At 68.6% G+C, this 18,342-nt stretch carries 20 protein-coding genes and 1 tRNA gene; 14 read left to right on the top strand and 7 right to left on the bottom strand.

Annotated elements, in window-relative coordinates:
- Window positions 1–79: 79 nt before the first annotated feature.
- Both AB0M24_RS43190 and AB0M24_RS43185 read right to left on the bottom strand, forming a co-directional pair.
- Window positions 80–1,315, bottom strand: coding sequence for a glycoside hydrolase family 18 protein (locus AB0M24_RS43190; RefSeq protein WP_363780149.1), 1,236 nt, complete (start codon window positions 1,313–1,315; stop codon window positions 80–82).
- A 147-nt stretch (window positions 1,316–1,462) separates the two neighbouring features.
- A tRNA-OTHER gene (locus AB0M24_RS43185) sits at window positions 1,463–1,537 on the bottom strand.
- Between the two features lie 106 nt (window positions 1,538–1,643).
- On the opposite strand from AB0M24_RS43185, the gene AB0M24_RS43180 reads away from it, so the two are divergent.
- Together AB0M24_RS43180 and AB0M24_RS43175 are read left to right on the top strand one after the other, a co-directional pair.
- Complete coding sequence (locus tag AB0M24_RS43180; RefSeq protein WP_363780147.1) at window positions 1,644–2,759, top strand: DnaJ domain-containing protein; 1,116 nt, start codon at window positions 1,644–1,646, stop codon at window positions 2,757–2,759.
- A 214-nt stretch (window positions 2,760–2,973) separates the two neighbouring features.
- Complete coding sequence (locus AB0M24_RS43175; protein ID WP_363780145.1) at window positions 2,974–3,570, top strand: RICIN domain-containing protein; 597 nt, start codon at window positions 2,974–2,976, stop codon at window positions 3,568–3,570.
- 61 nt (window positions 3,571–3,631) lie between these two features.
- On the opposite strand, the gene AB0M24_RS43170 is transcribed toward AB0M24_RS43175, so the two are convergent.
- Window positions 3,632–4,033 carry a hypothetical protein gene (locus AB0M24_RS43170; protein WP_363780140.1) on the bottom strand — a complete coding sequence of 134 codons (402 nt, stop codon included), beginning with the start codon at window positions 4,031–4,033 and terminating at the stop codon, window positions 3,632–3,634.
- A 102-nt stretch (window positions 4,034–4,135) separates the two neighbouring features.
- Here AB0M24_RS43170 and AB0M24_RS43165 point away from each other — a divergent pair, with 102 nt between their 5' ends.
- The 8 genes from AB0M24_RS43165 (at window position 4,136) to AB0M24_RS43130 (ending at window position 10,398) form a co-directional block, all read left to right on the top strand.
- Window positions 4,136–4,705, top strand: coding sequence for an HhH-GPD-type base excision DNA repair protein (locus AB0M24_RS43165; RefSeq protein WP_363780138.1), 570 nt, complete (start codon window positions 4,136–4,138; stop codon window positions 4,703–4,705).
- Between the two features lie 93 nt (window positions 4,706–4,798).
- Window positions 4,799–5,725, top strand: coding sequence for a hypothetical protein (locus AB0M24_RS43160; RefSeq protein WP_363780136.1), 927 nt, complete (start codon window positions 4,799–4,801; stop codon window positions 5,723–5,725).
- Between the two features lie 38 nt (window positions 5,726–5,763).
- On the top strand, window positions 5,764–7,134 hold the full coding sequence (locus AB0M24_RS43155) for a serine/threonine-protein kinase (protein WP_363780134.1): 1,371 nt from the start codon (window positions 5,764–5,766) through the stop codon (window positions 7,132–7,134).
- Between the two features lie 112 nt (window positions 7,135–7,246).
- A complete protein-coding gene (locus tag AB0M24_RS43150) occupies window positions 7,247–7,957 on the top strand; it encodes an ABC-2 family transporter protein (protein WP_363780132.1) in 711 nt (236 codons plus the stop codon).
- Window positions 7,950–8,747: an ABC-2 family transporter protein gene (locus AB0M24_RS43145; RefSeq protein WP_363780130.1), complete on the top strand. Its 798-nt coding sequence runs from the start codon at window positions 7,950–7,952 to the stop codon at window positions 8,745–8,747. The genes AB0M24_RS43150 and AB0M24_RS43145 overlap by 8 nt, the downstream gene beginning before the upstream one ends.
- Window positions 8,744–9,715 (top strand): ATP-binding cassette domain-containing protein, encoded by a 972-nt coding sequence (locus AB0M24_RS43140; RefSeq protein WP_363780128.1) that lies wholly within the window; start codon window positions 8,744–8,746, stop codon window positions 9,713–9,715. The genes AB0M24_RS43145 and AB0M24_RS43140 overlap by 4 nt, the downstream gene beginning before the upstream one ends.
- 46 nt (window positions 9,716–9,761) lie before the next feature.
- Window positions 9,762–10,109, top strand: coding sequence for a hypothetical protein (locus AB0M24_RS43135; RefSeq protein ID WP_363780126.1), 348 nt, complete (start codon window positions 9,762–9,764; stop codon window positions 10,107–10,109).
- A gap of 97 nt (window positions 10,110–10,206) precedes the next feature.
- Window positions 10,207–10,398: a DUF1918 domain-containing protein gene (locus AB0M24_RS43130; RefSeq protein ID WP_363780124.1), complete on the top strand. Its 192-nt coding sequence runs from the start codon at window positions 10,207–10,209 to the stop codon at window positions 10,396–10,398.
- Here the strand turns inward: AB0M24_RS43130 and AB0M24_RS43125 are convergent.
- Window positions 10,395–11,207: an inositol monophosphatase family protein gene (locus tag AB0M24_RS43125; RefSeq protein ID WP_363780122.1), complete on the bottom strand. Its 813-nt coding sequence runs from the start codon at window positions 11,205–11,207 to the stop codon at window positions 10,395–10,397. The genes AB0M24_RS43130 and AB0M24_RS43125 overlap by 4 nt on opposite strands.
- Before the next feature lie 21 nt (window positions 11,208–11,228).
- Window positions 11,229–12,209 (bottom strand): malate dehydrogenase, encoded by a 981-nt coding sequence (locus tag AB0M24_RS43120; protein WP_045313228.1) that lies wholly within the window; start codon window positions 12,207–12,209, stop codon window positions 11,229–11,231.
- 92 nt (window positions 12,210–12,301) lie between these two features.
- Between AB0M24_RS43120 and AB0M24_RS43115 the strand changes: the two genes are divergently transcribed.
- A complete protein-coding gene (locus AB0M24_RS43115; RefSeq protein ID WP_363780119.1) occupies window positions 12,302–12,901 on the top strand; it encodes a pentapeptide repeat-containing protein in 600 nt (199 codons plus the stop codon).
- On the opposite strand, the gene AB0M24_RS43110 is transcribed toward AB0M24_RS43115, so the two are convergent.
- Entirely contained in the window at window positions 12,887–15,550 is a 2,664-nt protein-coding gene (locus AB0M24_RS43110) for a glycohydrolase toxin TNT-related protein (protein ID WP_363780117.1), read from the bottom strand. The genes AB0M24_RS43115 and AB0M24_RS43110 overlap by 15 nt on opposite strands.
- A gap of 87 nt (window positions 15,551–15,637) precedes the next feature.
- On the opposite strand from AB0M24_RS43110, the gene AB0M24_RS43105 reads away from it, so the two are divergent.
- From AB0M24_RS43105 to AB0M24_RS43095, 3 genes are read left to right on the top strand one after another with little or no spacing between them, the layout of a single operon-like run.
- Window positions 15,638–16,594, top strand: coding sequence for a DMT family transporter (locus AB0M24_RS43105; protein WP_363780115.1), 957 nt, complete (start codon window positions 15,638–15,640; stop codon window positions 16,592–16,594).
- Window positions 16,591–17,439: a bifunctional methylenetetrahydrofolate dehydrogenase/methenyltetrahydrofolate cyclohydrolase gene (locus tag AB0M24_RS43100; protein ID WP_363780113.1), complete on the top strand. Its 849-nt coding sequence runs from the start codon at window positions 16,591–16,593 to the stop codon at window positions 17,437–17,439. Before AB0M24_RS43105 ends, AB0M24_RS43100 begins: the two co-directional genes overlap by 4 nt.
- Window positions 17,440–17,452: 13 nt before the next feature.
- Entirely contained in the window at window positions 17,453–17,746 is a 294-nt protein-coding gene (locus tag AB0M24_RS43095; protein ID WP_355559355.1) for a DUF3017 domain-containing protein, read from the top strand.
- On the opposite strand, the gene AB0M24_RS43090 is transcribed toward AB0M24_RS43095, so the two are convergent.
- On the bottom strand, window positions 17,736–18,305 hold the full coding sequence (locus AB0M24_RS43090; protein WP_363780111.1) for a TetR family transcriptional regulator: 570 nt from the start codon (window positions 18,303–18,305) through the stop codon (window positions 17,736–17,738). The two genes, AB0M24_RS43095 and AB0M24_RS43090, sit on opposite strands and share 11 nt — an antisense overlap.
- Between the last annotated feature and the right edge of the window lie 37 nt (window positions 18,306–18,342).

The following is an 18,342-nucleotide window of genomic DNA, read 5'->3' as shown; positions in this document are numbered from 1 at the left end:
CGGCAGGTCAGCCCGGTCGGCAACTCGATCGTCGAGTTGCCGACCGGGCGTCTGCGGGGCAATCACCCGATAGAGGTCGTCAGCCGATGCCGGAGCGGATCGCGCTGATCAGCTCGCCGTTCGACGTGTCACCGGAGAGCTCCCAGAAGAACACGCCGCCCATGTTCTGGCCGCTCGCCCACGAGATCTTGCTGCGGATCGTGGCCGGGGTGTCGTAGCTCCACCACTGGCTGCCGCACTTGGCGTACGCGGTGCCGGCGACGGTGCCGTTGGCAGGACAACGACCCTTCAGGACCTTGTAGTCCTCGATGCCGGCCTCGTAGGTGCCAGGCGCCGCACCGGTTGCCGTGCCGCCGGGTGCCGTCTGGGTGACGCCGGTCCAGCCGCGGCCGTAGAATCCGAGGCCCAGCAACATCTTGTTGGCCGGGATGCCCTTGCTCTTGAGCTTCTGGATCGCCGCGTCCGTCCAGAACCCCTGCTGCGGGATGCCCGCGTACGAGGTCAGCGGCGAGTGCGGGGCGGTCGGGCCCTGCGCTGCCCACGCGCCGAAGAAGTCGTACGTCATCGGGTTGTACCAGTTCACGTACTGCGCGGCGCCGGCGTAGTCCGCCTTGTCGATCTTGCCGCCGGTGGACGCGTCCGCGGTGATCGCCGCAGTGACGAGGTTGCCGGAGCCGAAGCGGCTGCGCACGGCTGACATCAGCGTCTTGAACGAGTTGAACCCGCTGGTGTCACAGCTGAGCCCGCACGCGTTGGGGTACTCCCAGTCGATGTCGATGCCGTCGAACACGTCCGCCCAGCGCGGGTCCTCGACGAGCTTGTAGCAGGAGTCCGCGAACGCCGCCGCCGCGCTCGGGCTCGCCGCCGCCGCGGGGAAGCCGCCGGACCAGGTCCAGCCACCGAAGGAGAACAGGACCTTGAGGCCGGGGTTGAGCTTCTTGAGCTTGCGCAGCTGGTTGAAGTTGCCGCGCAGGGCGCCCGCGTCCCACGTGTCGCTCGTACCGTCCACAGAGGACGCCGCGTCGTAGAACTTGTCGTAGTCGGCATAGGTGTCGCCGAGGACGCACCGGCCGCCGGAGACGTTGCCGAACGCGTAGTTGATGTGCGTCAGCTTGCTCGCCGAGCCGGACGTGCGGATGTTCTTCACGTGGTAGTTGCGGGCGTAGACGCCCCACTGCACGAAGTAGCCGACGACGCGGTTGGTGATCGCTTGAGCGCCGATGTCGGTCTGTGGCGCGGCTTGTGAGGCTGGTGCCGCGAGGGTCGCTGCCGTTAAGAGTGCTGTCGCGGCGGCGATGATTCTGCGCCTGAACATGCGGTCTCCTCAGGGGGTGACGGCGCGGCGGCGCTTGCACTCAAGCTAGGTGGACTAGACCACTGCCGTCAACAGCTGAACCGGGAACGCGACCGGGCCGTACCGGGAGGAGGGAAGGAGGAAGCCGAGAAGGGTCGAGGTTCTCGGCGGGACCGGCCGGATTCGAACCGGCGTGTTCCCACCCATGTGGGTGGGCGCGACGACCACTGCGCTACAGGCCCCTTCGCACTGCGTACGAACACACTAGACCGTCAAACTCAGGCCGTATGCCCTGCGAAAGTGTTGGACCCAATAAGGTTCATGCACCAACCTCGGACTGGACGGTGTCGTGCCAGGGATCGACTACTACGAGTTGCTCGGTGTCAGCCGGGGCGCCAGCGCCTCGGAGATCAAGTCCGCATACCGCTCTCTCGCCAAGGTCATGCACCCCGACGCGGGTGGGACGTCTGGCAGCTTCCGCCTGCTCCAGGAGGCCTACGAGACGCTGAAGGACCCGGTCCGCCGCGCCGACTACGACCGCCCGGTCGCTCCCCCTCCTCCCGTCGTGCGCCCCGCGACCCGCCCGCGACCTCGTCGAACAGGTCACACGGGCCGGTTGCGCGACTTCGGCGACGACCCGAGCTTCATGGCACCGCGGCCCCGTGTCGACCTCGGCTCGATGGACTGGTGGCACCGCATCGACCTCGGCGCGCGGGTCCGCTACGTGCCCGCGACGAGCCTCGGCCACGCCCCGGTCGCCGCCGCGATCGGCGGGTGGTTCGTCCTGCTGATCCCGTTGGCGCTGCCGTTGTCGCCGCTGTTGATCGCCGTCTGGCTGCCTCTCGTGGCAGGCGCCGGTTACGCGGCGTTCCGACTGGCACGCCGGTATCTGGCGGTGGCGAGGGCCGAACGGGCGTTCGCCGGGGAGTACGACGGGAACACGATTTTCGGCCGTCCGGGTGAAAACAGACGCGAACGGCTGACCGCCGGACTGCTGACCGAGTACCTGACGCAGCTACCGGGTGTGCGCATCTTCCACGGCCTCGCGTGGCCCGGCTCGGTCTTCACCGACGTCGACCACGCGCTGCTGTGCGGACGCCGGCTGGTGCTGATCGAGTCGAAGTCGTGGCTGCCCGGCCACTACTACTGCGACGAGGACGGCGAGCTCTGGCGCAACGGCCACCCGTTCCGCGGCGGGGGCTCGCAACTGCTCGACGGCGTCGAACGCTTCGCCGAGCTCCTGCCGTGGCTCGAGATCCGCGGCGCCCTGATCGTCTACCCGAGCCGCGCCGGCGAGGTCACGTGCGACGACGACCTCGACTTCGAGATCCCGCCGATGACCCCGGAGCAGTTCGTGAACGAGATCGGCGACTGGCTCGCCGACGACCCGTCCACAGTCGACCGCGAGGCGTTGCGCGTGCTCGTCCGACAGGTCGTGTCGGAGGTTCGCGTCGCCGGCGCGTGACTTGTTTCACCCCTCACGAATATCCGTCCGAGTTGAGACAAAAAGACTCTTGACTCGCGCGTGAGGGGCTGAAAGATTATCCCCACTGCTTGGGGGAGCAACTATGCGTCGGGGGACGCTCTCCCATGTACTTTGTGATCAGCAAACATGGGGGCTAGACGTGAAGAACGTCATTCGCAGAGTTTCTGTTGCCATTGCGGCTGGAGCCGCACTGATGTCCATCGTGATCTCGCCGGCCTCGGCGGACACGACGAAGAACCCCGTCGACCTCACGCCGAACGTCGGCGTGCAGTCGAAGGCCGCCCTCGGCCCGGCCACGTACAACTACCTCCAGCCCAAGGTGACCGACAGCTCCTTCGGCGCGAGCGTCGACCGCTGCGTCGACGTGTTCGGAAACTCGCAGAACAACGGGGCACCCGTCATCCTGTGGGACTGCCGCACGGCAGCCCAGAACCAGCACTGGTCTGCGATCGGCGTCGCCGGCAACAGCGAGTACGGCACCGTGATCTTCGCGAACCGCAGCTCCGGCAAGTGCCTCGACCTCAACGGCGGATCGGTCGACAACGGCGCCACCGTGATCCAGTGGAACTGCCACAACGGCTCGAACCAGCGCTGGGACATCGTGCTGCCCACCGGTGTCGACCCGGGCACCTACGACGGCCCGATCATGTTCCGCAACCTCGCCACCGGAAAGTGCCTCGACCTCAACGGCGGCAGCAGCGCGAACGGCACCGCATTCATCCAGTGGGACTGCAAGGGCTCGGACAACCAGCTGTTCCAGCCGTACAACTCCGACTCCATCTACGGCTAATAACCTGAAGTACACCTGAATTGGCCGCCCGCACATTTGCGCGGGCGGCCAATTGCCATTTCTAGTTCCCGCAGGCGGGCCTGGCGAGATCGGCCACCCGCGTACCGCTGCAGAGGTGCGTCTCGACCCTGCGGTCCTTCGCGTCACCGGTCGCGTAGACCACGTAGTCCTTGCCGACGACGAACTCCACCCCGCACGTGGCGCTGCTCCGGTGCGAGATGACGCTGAGGTACCGCGGCACGTCTCCCTTGCGCTCCTGCGACACGACAACGCGGTACCGCATCATCTGGTCCGGCTCCTCGGACTTCGACAGCACCCGCGCCTGGAACACGTGGTCGGCGCGCTCCAGCAACTGCTCCTCGGTGAACGGGACGCAGCTGCAGGCGTGCGCGGTACCGGCGGTGGCTGCGGTCAGCCCTGCCATCAGGACCGCGGCGGCAGCGAGTCTCGCGATGCGTTTCATGATGGTTCCCCCTGATCAGACCCTTGCGTTGTCAGGGAGACGGGGTGCACGTGACGCCGGGTTGCACGGCGTTCCGATTCGGCGCGTGTCAGGATTGCCGCCATGACCCGCACGGTTTGCCTCGCGCAGAACCCCGACGCGGACGCGCTGCTCGCCTCCGACCGGTTCGCGCTGCTCTTGGGAATGTTGCTGGACCAGCAGATCCCGATGGAGAAGGCGTTCTCCGGCCCCAAGGTGCTCGCCGACCGCATGGGCGGCCTGGACGTCCACCGCATCGCCGAGGCGAACCCCGAGGAGTTCGCCGCGATCATGGCCACGCCGCCCGCCGTGCACCGCTTCCCCGGTTCGATGGCCAAGCGCGTGCAGGCACTCAGCCAGTTCGTCGTCGAGCACTACGACGGCGACGTCACCAGGATCTGGGCCGACGGGGACGGGGCCTCGGTGTTCAAGCGGCTCAAGGCGTTGCCCGGCTACGGCGACCAGAAGGCCAAGATCTTCCTGGCCCTTTTGGGCAAACAGTTCGGCGTCACCCCGGACGGCTGGCGCGAGGCCGCCGGGCACTACGGCGAGGACGGAAGTCGGCGCAGCGTCGCGGATGTGACGGATCAGAAGTCGTTGCTGGAGGTCCGCGACTTCAAGAAGGCCGCCAAGGCCGCGGCGAAGGCGAAGTAGCGCACGCTGTTCATCGTCTGGTCCACTGGATGAACGCCGCCAGCCCGAACGAGGTGCGATCTTGACCACCTCGTGCGAGAAGGGGCGGTTGCGTTGCGCATCAAGGCGATTGGCGTTTTCACGGTCCTCACCCTCGGCCTCACCGTTACCCCGGCGCAGGCCGCTACGACGTGGCCCGGCGATTCGGCCACCAAGACGGCTGACGGGACGAGCGTCTTCGGCAAGAACCTCAGCGGGCTCTCGTTCGAGAGCGCGAACGTCGTGTGGGCGGTGAAGAACAGCCCCTCGACGCTGTACCGGCTCGTGCCCAGTGGCAGCACCTGGAAGGTGGACCAGAAGCGGTCGCTCAACTTCGCCGACGGGCAGGGCGATCCCGATGCCGAGGGTGTGGTGTCGACGCCGGACGGGCTCTTCGTCGCTGTCGAGCGCGACAACGACGACGGTGACGTGAGCAGGCCGATGATCCTCAAGTACGGCAGCGGCAGCAACGCGGTCGCGGAGTGGGACCTCGGCGGCATGCCCGACGTCGACCCCAACGACGGGCCCGAGGGCATCTCGTGGGTGCCGGACTCGTACCTCACCGCCAACGGCTTCAAGGACAGCAGCGGGAAGACCTACAACCCCGCCGACTACCCCGGTCACGGCAGCGGGTTGTTCCTCGTCGGGCTCGAGGCGACCGGCGAGGTGTACGTGTATGCCTTGCAGGGCGGCGAGGCCAAGCTGCTCAGGAAGTTCGCGAGCGGGCAGGCGCAGGTCATGGACCTGGAGTTCGACGGCAGCAAGCTGTGGACGATCTGCGACAACAACTGCAGCGGCCGGACGACCACCCTCGCCATCAGCAGCGGCAACTTCAAGGTCACCGCGACGTACAACCGGCCGTCCGGGCTCTCGAACGTGAACCTCGAAGGGTTCGCGATCTCGCCGACCTGCAGTGCGGGCAAGAAGGTCGTGCTGTGGTCGGACGACGACAACACGAGCAGTCACGCGCTCAGGAGCGGTTCGCTGAACTGCACGGCCTAACCCGAGGAGTGTCGGGGTGCGGAGCTAGAGTGCCGCGCGTGACCGCACCCCGCATTCCCGGCCTGACCGACCTGAGACCGTTGGGCGCAGGCGGGTTCGCCACCGTCTACCGCGCCCATCAGGCCCAGCTCGGCCGCGACGTCGCGGTCAAGATCGACAATCGCGTGCTCGTCGACGAGCGCGACAAGCGAAGGTTCCTCCGCGAGGCGCACGCGGCGGCCAGGCTGTCCGGGCACCCGCACGTCGTCGGGGTGCACGACGCGCACATCACCGCGCAGGGCACGCCGTACATGGTCATGGAGCTGTGCACGGGCGGCTCGCTCGCCGACCAGCTCGACCAGCGCGGGCCGTTGCCGCACGAGCAGGTCCGCGACCTCGGCGTGAAGCTCGCCGACGCACTCGCCGCCGCACACGCGGAAGGCGTGCTGCACCGGGACATCAAGCCCGGCAACATCCTCGTCGACCGCTACGGCACGCCGAAGCTCGCCGACTTCGGGCTCGCGGCGCTGCTCGACGCGCAGGGCGGCAGCACGGTCACGCGTGACGCCCTGAGCCCCAGCTACGCGCCGCCGGAAGCGTTCGCGATGGCCGAACCCACGCCGCAGGCCGACGTCTACTCGCTCGCCGCGACGCTCTACACGCTGCTCGCGGGCAAGCCGCCACGTCCGGTGCCGTGGCCGATCACGTCGTTCGACCAGCTCGGCGAGATCCTGCGCAGGCCCGTCACGGCGGTGCCCGGTGTGCCGGCCGCGTTGCACGAGACCCTGGCGCGGGCTCTGCACCCCGACGCCAACCTGCGCACGCCGAGCGCCGCGCAGTTGCGTGACGAGCTGCTCGACCCGATGCGCCAGCCGACCGTTCCGGTGCCTCAGCCGCCGAAGCGCAAGGTGTGGCCGTTGGTCGCGGCGGGCGGGCTCGTCGTCGCGATCGGCGCAGGTGTGCTCGCGTGGAACCTCTTCGACAACGAAAAAGCCGGTGCCCAGGGCCCCGGACCACAGACGACGCAGCAGGGAGGGGCCGAGGACGTCCCGCCGTTCCTCAAGAAGTGCGACAGCGGGTTCTGCATCGACAAGTCGACCTGCTACCGCGGGATCACCACGGTCGGAGGCGAGGCGGCCACGGCGCGGAAGGTCGGCAGCTGCGCGGACGAGCACTACTGGGAGGCGTTCGGCGGGGGCTGGCTCTCCGGCGCGATCCCCGCGGTCGACTCCGACGAGCTGCTGGCCTCCGCCGAGGTGAAGAACGTCTGCACGGCGGCGGTGATGAAGGCCAGCACCCGGCCGACCGTCGACACCACCGGCTGGGAGATCACCGCGGTCGGGTTCGCCGACGGCACCCGCAACTACTTCCTCTGCCTCGGGTCCGATCCCGAGGAGGGCGAGGTCGTGAACAGCGCTTTCGGCAGTTGAACAAATCCACTTGCGACGGTCACTAACGTAGAACGACGTGCGTGTCCACGCCGATTTGATCATTGCTGGATTTCGAAGGTACTCGACCTACCGACAAGCGATGCTGGCCGGAATGACCGCGAACGTGGTCTTCGGCCTGCTGCGGGTCGCCATCCTCGCTGCCGCGCTCACGGCTGCGAACGGCGAGATCGCGGACTACGACATCGCTGCCACCAACACGTACGTCTGGATCGGGCAGGGGCTGCTCGGGTTCGTCCTTCTGTGGGGGAACAACGAGCTCGCCGAGCGCGTGCGATCCGGTGACGTAGTAGTAGACCTCTATCGGCCCTGGCATCTGCAGAGCGCACTGCTCGCTCAGGACATCGGGCGCGGCGGGTTCGCGTTCTTCGTCCGGCTCGCGCCGCCCGTGGTGTTCGGCATGCTGCTGTTCCCGTTCCAGTTCCCGGAGAACCCGATCCGGTGGCCGCTGTTCCTGATCAGCGCGACGATCGCGCTCACGATCAGCTTCGGGGTGCGGTTTCTGGTGGAGCTCAGCGCGTTCTGGCTGCTCGACAACCGCGGGCTGTACGGGTTCTGGAACGTCTCGTCCGGCCTGCTGTGCGGGTTGACTGTGCCCATCTCGTTCTTCCCCGAGTGGGCGCGGGAAGCGTTGTGGATGTCGCCGTTCCCGGCGTTGATCCAGGCACCGATCGACGTGTTCCTCGGTCATGGGAACGTCGTGAAACTCCTGCTGTACCAAGCGTTCTGGGCCGCGGTGATCCTCGGGATCGGGCACCTCGCGCTGCAGCGAGCGGTGCGCAAGGTGGTGGTGCAGGGTGGCTGAGTTCATCTACCCCAAGCTCATCGGCGCGAAGCTGCGCAGCCAGTTGTCCTACCGCGCCTCGTTCGCGGTGGACTTCGTGTCGCAGGTGCTGGCGCAGTGCTACGAGCTGATCGTGATCCTGGTGCTGTTCAGCCAGATCGACGCGCTCGGAGGGTTCACCAGGAACGAAGTGCTGCTGATGTACGCGTTCGCGGGCACGGCGTTCGGAGTGGCGGACCTCTTCGCGGGGCAGCTCGACAACCTGCCGACCTACATCCGCACGGGCAGCTTCGACGTGCTGCTGATGCGGCCGCTCGGCACGTTGCCGCAGATCATGTGCTCGGACATCAGGCTGCGCAGGATCGGGCGGATCACCAGCGCGCTCGGCGTGATGATCTACGCGCTGACGCAGGTTCCGATCGACTGGTCGGCGGCGAAGATCCTGCTGACCGTGGTGACACCGCTGGCGGGCACTGTCATCTACAGCTCGGTCTGGGTGGTCGCCTGCTCGATCTGCTTCTGGATCGTCGAGGGACGCGAGTTCGCCAACTCGGTGACCTACGGCAGCAACGCCTTCACGTCGTACCCGATCAACGTCTACTCCCGGCCGCTGCGCTGGGTGATGGCGTACGTGGTGCCGGGGGCGTTCGTCGCGTACTACCCGAGCCTCGCGCTGCTCGGGAAGCAGGACCCGCTCGGCCTGCCGGGCTGGGTCGGTTGGACATCACCGCTCGTCGCGGCACTGGCAGCCGGGGTTGCCGGGTTCGTGTGGCGGTTCGCGGTCAGGCACTACCGGGGAACGGGATCATGATCGAGGTCAGGGAGCTCCGCAGGGAGTTCAAGGTCGCCACGTCGAAAGGCTTGCGGCGCAACTACAAGACCGTCACGGCGGTCGACGACGTCACGTTCGGGGTGGAGGCGGGCGAGGCCGTCGGGTACGTCGGGCCGAACGGGGCCGGCAAGTCCACGACGATCAAGATGCTGACCGGGATCCTGGTGCCGACCAGCGGGCACATCCGGGTGGGCGGCGTGGACCCGTCCAAGCAGCGCCGCGATCTCGCCAAGCGCATCGGCGTGGTGTTCGGCCAGCGCAGCCAGCTGTGGTGGGACCTGCCGCTGCAGGACAGCTTCGACCTGCTGAGGTCGATCTACCGGGTGTCGGCGCAGGACTATCGGCGCAGGCTCGACGAGTGCGTCGAACTCCTTGGCCTGCAAGAGTTCCTGGTCACGCCGGTGCGTCAGCTCTCGCTGGGCCAACGGATGCGCGGCGAGATCACGGCGGCTCTGCTGCACGCGCCGGAGCTGCTGGTGCTCGACGAACCGACGATCGGCCTGGACCTGGAGTCGAAGGAACGCCTGCGGGAGTTCCTGCAGGACATCAACACCCGCCGCGGCACGACGTTGCTGCTCACCACCCACGACCTCGACGACATCGAACGCCTCTGCCCGCGGCTGATGGTGATCGACCACGGCCGGGTGCTCGCCGACGGACCGCTGGACGAACTGCGCGCCGAGGTCACCCCGGACCGCGTGCTGGTCATCGAGCTCAGGGAACCCGGCCCGGCGCCGGACGTCCCTGGAGTAACGGCGGTGCGCAGCGAGGCGGGAGGGCTGCGGCACCACCTCACGTTCAGGAGAGCGGAGACGACGGCGGCACAGTTGATCACCCAGGTGGTGCGGCAGGTGGAGGTCCACGACCTCGCCGTCGTGGAGCCGGAAATCGACGACGTCATCCGCAAGCTCTACCAACGCCAGGTCTCAGCGGACGCGCATCGGTAGAGTCATGAGTGACACAAACGGACAGATCGGGCATGAGGGAGAGCGAATGCGCGTAGTTGGAACGCTGGCAGCAGCCGTCATCGCGTTGGGCAGCCTGACGGCGTGCGACGCGATCCAGGGAGTCAGCGACACCGCGGACAAGGTGAAGCTGTGCGCCGACGCGATCCAGCTCCTGGGCTTCTCGCCGGACCTGAGCGACCCGCAGAAGGCGCTGGAGGACACCAAGGCCAAGGCCGCCGAGCTGGAGAAGCTCGCGAGCTCCTCTCCGGACGAGCAGGTGAAGAAGGCCCTGGAAGAGGCGGCCAACGGCATGCAGAACGTCGGCTCCGCGGCGGACTGGGTGCAGCAGAAGGCCGACCTCGTGGCGAAGGTTTCCTCGGCCTGCGGCGGATGAGCACTTGAGCCCTGTTGCGCACCTCCGGTGTCGGCCTAGGCTTTAACGCGTTCAGCGCGCCATGCCTCACGCCGCACACCGGAGGTGTCGCAGCATCATGCAAGCAACCGTTGGTGACAGGCTCCACGTCCACAGCCGCTCCGTAGGACTCGAGGAGCGCCTGGGCGAGATCCTCGAAGTGCGCGGAATGGACGGCCAGCCGCCGTACCTGGTCCGCTTCAACGACGGCCACGAGGGCCTGGTCTTCCCCGGACCCGACTGCATCGTCGAACCACGCGGCGAGATCTAACCCAGAACGGTCGCGATCAGCTCCTCGGCCAGCTGAGGAGTCGCTGCCGCCACCCCTGACCACCGGTGGGTCAGGTCGGGTTCGAACGTGAACGGCCGGCCGTGCAGGTCGACCAGCACGCCACCCGCGGCGGGCACGGTGACCAGGGCCGTCGCGAGGTCCATGATCCGGTGCGTGTCGCTGCCAGGGTCGATGAACGCGTCGACGGTGCCCTCGGCCACCAGCATGGTTTCCAGGCAGGTCGTGCACAGCACCCGGATGCGGTCCGCGCGGTTCGCGATGCGCAGCCACGCGTCCTGCGTGCCGGTCTTGGGGCGCATCAAACACACGGACGCGCCGTCCAACGACGTGCGTCCGGTGGTGCGGAACGACGTCGGTACTCCTGCGCGCGCGTGCCACGCACGGCCCGTGTCGAACCACGTGGTCAAAGCTTCGTGAGCGACACCGTCTTCAACGACGACACCGGCGAAGCAAGAGAGAGGGACACCGAACGCGGCGTTCGCGGACCCGTCGACCGGGTCGATGACGAGGGTGATCGAGGAGGCGTTGTCGACGAACCCGGCTTCCTCGGAGAGCAGGTTCACGCGACTGCGGTGGATGGATTCCAGGATCGCGTCTTCGACGATGCGATCGACGCGCATCGTCGGTGTTCCGTCGGCGCCGTCCGCGACGTCCTCGCGGAGCTCCAGGCGCGTGTGCAGAGATCGGGCGCGTCCGTACGCCGCTGACGCCGCGCGGGCGGCGTCAGCGAGCGCAGGATGCACGTCATCGGAGAGCTGTGGCTGGGGCACGTCCCATGGAATGCGCACGTGCCCAACACTCTCACGAAATCAGATCAGGCCGAGGCCCTTGACCGCGTCGCGCTCCTCGACCAGCTCGGCCACGGAGGCGTCGATGCGGCCGCGGGAGAACTCGTCGATCTCCAGGCCCTGGATGATCTCGTACGAACCACCGGAGCACTTGACCGGGAACGACGAGATGATGCCCTCGGGCACGCCGTACGAACCGTCCGACGGGATGGCCATCGAGGTCCACTCGGTGCCGTTGACCCAGTCGTAGATGTGGTCGATGGCGGCGTTCGCGGCGGAAGCGGCCGACGACGCGCCACGGGCCTCGATGATCGCCGCACCGCGCTTGGCGACGGTCGGGATGAAGTCGTTCTCCAGCCACGCCTGGTCGTTCACGGCCTCGGCGGCGGTCTTGTCGCCGACCTTGGCGTGGAACAGGTCCGGGTACTGGGTGGCCGAGTGGTTGCCCCAGATCGTCATGTTCTGGATGTCGGTGACCGCGACGCCCAGCTTCTTGGCGAGCTGCGACAGGGCGCGGTTGTGGTCCAGGCGCGTCATCGCGGTGAAGCGCTCGCGCGGGACGTCCGGCGCGTGCTGCTGGGCGATGAGGGCGTTGGTGTTGGCCGGGTTGCCGACCACGAGCACCTTCACGTCGTCCGCGGCGCCGGCGTTGATCGCCTCGCCCTGCGGCTTGAAGATGCCGCCGTTGGCCTCGAGCAGGTCGCCGCGCTCCATGCCCTTGGTGCGGGGGCGGGCGCCGACGAGCAGGGCCACGTTCACGCCGTCGAACGCGGTCTTCGCGTCGTCGGTGATCGTGATGCCCTTGAGCAGCGGGAAGGCGCAGTCGTCGAGCTCCATCGCGGTGCCCTCGGCGGCCTTCAGCGCGGGGGTGATCTCCAGCAGCCGCAGGTTGACCGGGGTGTCCGGGCCCAGCAGGTGGCCGGAAGCGATGCGGAAGAGCAGTGCGTAGCCGATCTGGCCGGCTGCACCGGTGACAGTGACGTTCACGGGCGTGCGGGTCATGAGCCTTCCCGAATGACGGTCCTCGTTGACGTCGGGCAGGTCGCCCGGCGACCCGCACGTTACCAACACGTGGCCAATGGCAGAGTGTGAGAGTGGACAACCCGGTCGAAGAGGTTGGCGAAGATTACGCCGACGCCAACTTGCCCAATCAGCACTGGGAGAAGCGGTCTTTCACCGACTGCGACTTCACCGAAGCCGATCTCCGCGAGCTCGTCACGGCGGGGTGCACGTTCACCCGGTGCGACTTCACCCGGACGGATCTCGGTGAGTCGAAGCACCAGGCGACGGCGTTCCGCCAGTGCACCTTCGACCGCACGGTGCTGACGCGGTCGACGTTCAACTCGTGCAGCCTCATGGGGTCGAACTTCGTCGACTGCGTGCTGCGGCCGGTCACCTTCACGGAGGTGGACTTCACGCTGGCGTCGTTCGTGAAGGCGCCGCTGTACGACCTGAAGCTGGCAGGTCAGCGGTTCCGCGAGACCAACCTCAGCGAAGCCGATCTGCGCAACACGGATCTGAGCGGTGCGGACCTGATGGGCGCGCGGCTGCTCGACGCCAAGCTCGAAGGCGCGGACCTGCGCGGAGCGAAGATCGACGCGAACGGGCTCCGGCAAGCCAAGCTCGCCGGAGCCCTGATCGACATCGACACGGCGATCGCTTTCGCCGCGGCTTACGGACTAGTTGTCAGCTGATCCCGTGATCTCCACCAGGATGCCGTCGGCGACCATCTCCTCGACGGCCTTCGGCAGCAGGTAGGCGGTTCCGCCACCCGGCTGCTCGAACCACGGCACCGCGACACCCGTCAGCACCTCGAGCGGGCGGCGCAACCGGTACACGCGGTACGGGCGGTTGATCCACGACGGCACGAGGCTGCGTTCCGGGAACGGGGTGCCCGCCACGTAGACGAGGTTGCCGCTCTGGTCGCCGTAGCGGTCGACCTCGGTGCCCGCCGGCAGCTCGAACATCTGCTTGTGGCGGAACAACGTCAGCGGCGGCTCGCCCGCGAGCGGCGAGATCGGGAACTTCCGCTTCGACGGCTCCTCCTGGGCCACGGCGGCGGCGACCGGCGAGGGTGCCGGAGCCGGTGCCGGGATCTGCGGAGGAGCAGGCGGGGGCGGCGGTGCCTGCTGGGCCTGCGGGGCGGGCATCGGCGCCTGCGGGGCCGGCATCGGCGGGCGCTGCGGCGGAACGGGCCGGCGCGGCTCCTCGCGGAAACCGTTGGTCATCGGCCGCTGCGGTGGCGGCGGCTGGGGAGCCCGCGGAATCGTGCGGAAGTTGCCCAGCACCAGCTTGCCGACCAGGTACGCCGACGCGTCCTCGACCTTGTCGAACCGCACCGGGCTCTTCGGGCCGTGGTCGAACCAGCACACCTCCCACTGGTCGCCGTCGAGGTGCAGCGTCCAGGTGCGGTCGGCGGGCTCACCGATGCGGAAGACGCCGTGCGGCACGTTGAGGTCGTCCAGCGCGCGGCGGGTGCCCGACAGCTCGCGGTCTTCCTCCGGCGTGACGGTGCGCGGCGGCTTCACCGGCTCCGGTTCGGGCTCGGGTTCCGGTTCGGGCTCCGGCTCGTTGAACAGCGCCGCGTCGAACTGGGTCGTCTCCTCGACGGGAGCGGGCGCGGGAACCGGCACCGGCACGACCGGCACCACAGGAGGCGGCACCGGCGAGGGCTCGGCGACGGGCTCCGGGTCGAAGTGCACGTCGAGCTGGGACTCAAATGCCTTGGACTCGAAGCCCTGGGACTCGAAGGCCTGCGGTTCGAAGGCCTGGGGCTCGAAGGCCTGGGGCTCGAAGGCCTGGGGCTCGAACGAGGTGGTGGACTCGATCTCCTCCTCGGCCAGGTCCGGCTCGTCCTCGGCGACCGCGACGACCGGGTGCTCCTCGGTCACCTCGGCCGGGGTCTCCGCGGGCTCGTCGAGGACCGGGCTCCACGCCATCGTGTCCTGCATGGCGTCGCGCGGGCGTTCCTCGGTCTCGGCCTCGATGGTGTCCGTCAGCTCCGCCTCGCGGTGGTGCGTGAGGAGCACGGGCTCGTCCGGCCCTGCGGTCGGGATCTCGGGTTCGTCGGCGGCGTCCACGACTTCGTGTTCGTCGCCGGGGCCGATTTCGTTCGATTCTTCGGCGATCGGTTCGGGGTCGGGCACCGCCTTGACGACGGGTTCCGGCGCCTCTTCCTCGCTCGGGTGCGGCGCGAAGAGGTCCATGCCGGCGCCGTAGGTGTCGCGCAGGCGCCGCTCGTCGACGTGGTCGGGCACGCCGTCGGAGTCGAAGACCACGCGGTACGGCGGGCCGTCGCTCGTCGGCAGCGGCACGGGGACGGCGACCGTCGCGCCGTGGTCCTCCTCGGAGACCTGCGGCTGCTCGGTCGTGACCTCGGCAGCCCGCGGCTCGGGGTACATCGGCTCGAAGTCGTACTCCTCCGGCTCCTCCGCGGGCTCGAAGGTCGGCGCCTGCACGAACTGCGTGGCGTCGGCCTGCGGTTCCGGTTCGGGCTCCGGTTCCGGCTCGGGTTCGAGCAGCTGGGTTCCGGGCGGCGCGGCGGGCGCGCCGATGTTCGCGGCCGCGGCCAGCCTCGACTCCTCGGACACCTCGGGCAGGCTGAAACCGGCGGCACGGGCGCGCTCGACCAGCTCGGGCTCGGGCGGCACGCCGTACTTGCGCAGGTAGTAGGAGACACCCGCGGGCCAGATCCACCCGCCGTCGGTCTGGAACCCGGACGGCACGACCTGCGGCGCGTCCGGTGCCAGCACGTCCGCGTCGAACCCGCGTCCGGCCACGGCGACCGGCGCGTTCGACAGGTACGTCAGCAGCGGCGCGACCTCGGCCTCGGGCACCGGCGGGCGGTTGACCGACGGACGGCCGTTCTGCCCGGCCCCGTCGAACACCCGGACCGTGCGGAACGTCGGCGTCGGCGGGTTCAGCCTGCGGCGCAGCCAGTCCGGCAGGTTCTCGTCGGCACGCGGGAAGAACCGCATCTCGTCGAAGTACGCCTGCTGCGGAGGAGGCGTCTGCCAGCTCGGCTCGGCTCGGTCGAAGTCGAGGTTGTAGCTCGACGGGTGATCCAGCTGGTAGCGGGCGTTCGTCCAGCTGCCCCTGCCCTCGCGGTGCATGCCCGCCCGCAGCCGGGCGAACAAGGACGCGACGTCCTGCGGCGGCGCCCAGGAGTGCGAGGAGCCGTCCTGCAGCCGCATCTCGGCTTCCAGCTCGAAGTACCGGCCGGTGGCTCGGTACTGCGCGATCACGCTGCGCCAGTCCTCTGGTGCGGCCCGCATGAGAGTCAGGCCGATCTGCTTGACCAGAGCGTCCTGCTCAGTAGGGTTCAACGGCTTCGGCTCGGACACGCCAACATCTTCCCCCGCAACTCGCCGGATCGCACACGTCCCCCGCCGCTGCGCCGAACGGTGGAGGCCCGACCATAACCTGGTCGTGTGCCCGCGTTAAAGCTGATCAAGAACCCCGGAGGCCCGGTGTCGCGGTCCTCGCAGGTGACAGGCGGTCTCCTCGCCGCACTGGGCGGTGTGGCGATCGCGGTGCAGGGGCGGATCAACGGCTCGTTGGCACAGGAACTGCACAACGGACTGCTGGCGGCTCTCGTCTCATTCGGCGGTGGACTGCTCGTGCTGATCACCGCGGTGCTGCCGGCGAAGTCGGGCAGAGCCGGCCTCCTGCGGTTGCGGGATGCGTTGAGGCAGAGGCGAATTCGCTGGTGGGAATGCATCGGCGGCACCTGCGGAGCGTTCCTCGTCGCCTCCCAGGGCCTCGCGATCGCGACCATCGGTGTGGCGGTGTTCACGGTGGCGGTGGTCGTCGGGCAGGTCGTGAGCAGCCTGGTCGTCGACCGGAGCGGGATCGGGCCGGGCGAGCCGAAGCCGCTGACGTGGACCCGCGTGGCCGGGGCGGCGGTCGGTGTCGTCGCCGTGGTGGTCGCCGTGTCCACCCGTTTCACGTCGCCCGGCGCGTTGTGGCTCGCGGTGCTGCCGCTGGTCGCCGGACTGCTGATGGGCTGGCAGCAGGCCGTGAACGGACTGGTGCGCGAGGCGTCCGGCCACTCGCTGGTCACGATCATGGTGAACTTCGCCACGGGCACGGTCGTGCTGGCGGTGGTCAACCTGGTGGCGGCGCGTGGAGCGGCCGCGTTCCCGTCGCAGTGGTGGCTCTACATAGGCGGGTTGCTCGGCATCGTCGGCGTGGGCGGGGCGATCGTGTCCGTGCGGTTCATCGGCGTGCTGATGGTCGGGCTGTGCGCGGTGTGCGGGCAGCTCATCGGGGCTGTGCTGCTGGACGCCGTCAGCGGGCACCTGGTGTTGCCGACGATCATCGGCGTGGTGCTGACGCTGGTGTCGGTGGGCGTGGCCGCGCTGCCCAGTGGGAGGATGAAGACGTGACTGCGACGCTGCTCAACGGCAACGAAACCCGGAACGCGCTGTTCGAGGACCTCAAGGCGCGGGTCGCCGCGCTGCCCGGCTCGGTCGGTCTGGCCACCGTGCTGGTCGGCGACGACCCCGGCTCGCACTCGTACGTCAGGGGCAAGCACAGGGCGTGCGAGAAGGTCGGCATCAAGTCGATCCGCCGCGACCTGCCCGAGGAGACCACGCAGGAGGAGCTGGAGGCCGTCATCGACGAGCTGAACGCGAACCCCGAGGTCACCGCCTACATCGTTCAGCTGCCGCTGCCCAAGCACCTCGACGCGGGCCCGATCCTGGAGCGCATCGACCCGCGCAAGGACGGCGACGGCCTGCACCCGGTCAACCTGGGCAAGCTCGTGCTCGGCATCGACGCCGCGCTGCCCGCGACCCCGCGCGGCATCGTGGAACTGCTGCGCCGCTACGACGTGCCGATCTCCGGCGCCAACGTCACGGTCATCGGCCGTGGCGTCACCGTGGGCCGCCCGATCGGCCTGCTGCTGACCCGCCGCAGTGAGAACGCCACCGTGACGCTGTGCCACACCGGCACCAAGGATCTCGCCGCCGAGGTGCGCCGCGCGGACATCGTGATCGCGGGCGCGGGCAGCCCCGGCCTGATCACCGCGGACATGGTGAAGCCGGGCGCGGCCGTGGTCGACGTCGGCATCACCCGCACCGAGGCCGGGCTCGTCGGCGACGTGGCCCCCGAGGTGCGCGAGGTCGCCGGCTGGCTGGCCCCGATCCCCGGCGGCGCCGGCCCGATGACCGTCGCGATGCTGCTGACCAACACCGTCGAAGCCGCCGAGCGCGCCCATGCGACGGTCTGACGCAGAGGCGCTCATGCCGGAACAGCGCTGGCGCTCGGGCCCCGGGAAGCACCTGCCGTTCGCGCTGGTGCTCGGGGTCGGTGTGCTCGGGCTGGTGCGGATCTTCCAGTACCACTGGCGGCAGGGCGCCGTGCTGCTCGGCGTGTCGCTGCTGGTCGCGGCCGTGCTGCGGATCCTGGTGACCGACGAGCAGGCCGGTCTGATCAAGATCCGCGGCCGTGGCATGGACGCGTTCCTCTACTCCACCTTGGGCATCGTGGTGATCGCGGTTTCGCTGACGATCACCGGCGGTCCGCTCAGCCGATAGCGCGGTCGACGAGGACCTCGATGAGCTCGTCGAGGTCCATCGGCGCGGTGATGTCCGGCAGCGTCAGTCGTTCGTAGATCAACCCGGTCATCGCGAAGTACAGCGAGACGACGGTCATCCGGTCGCCGGGCAGCTCCGAGTCCAGGTGGAAGCTCACGTTGAACTCGAGGTTGTCGGCGACCGTTTTCGTGAGCGCGGTCCGCAGGTCGGGCCTCCTGGTGGCCTCCAGCCGCAGCTCCATCATCGCGAGATAGCAGGCCTTGTCGGCGTCCGCCCGCTTGATGATGTCGTGCATGAACTTGAGCGTGAGCGCCCTGTCGCGGGGCAGGGCGAGCGACTCCGCGATCGACTCGTCGGACGGCATGAGCCGCTGGTTGACCCTGATCGCCACCTCCGACATGAGGTCGTCGCGGTTGGCGAAGTAGTTCGACGCCGTGCCCGCGGGCACCTCCGCCTTGGCGTCGATCGCGCGGTAGGTCAGGCCCCGCGCGCCCTCCTCGGCCAGGACGTCGATCGCCGCGTCCAGCAGTGCCGTTCGCCGTGCTTCGTTGCGGACCACGTTTCCTCCTTGACAACCACTACAGCCATAGTACTAC

It is taken from the genome of Lentzea sp. NPDC051838 (assembly GCF_040681245.1).
Classification (GTDB): domain Bacteria; phylum Actinomycetota; class Actinomycetes; order Mycobacteriales; family Pseudonocardiaceae; genus Lentzea.
This window is presented reverse-complemented; position numbering and strand designations above follow the sequence as displayed.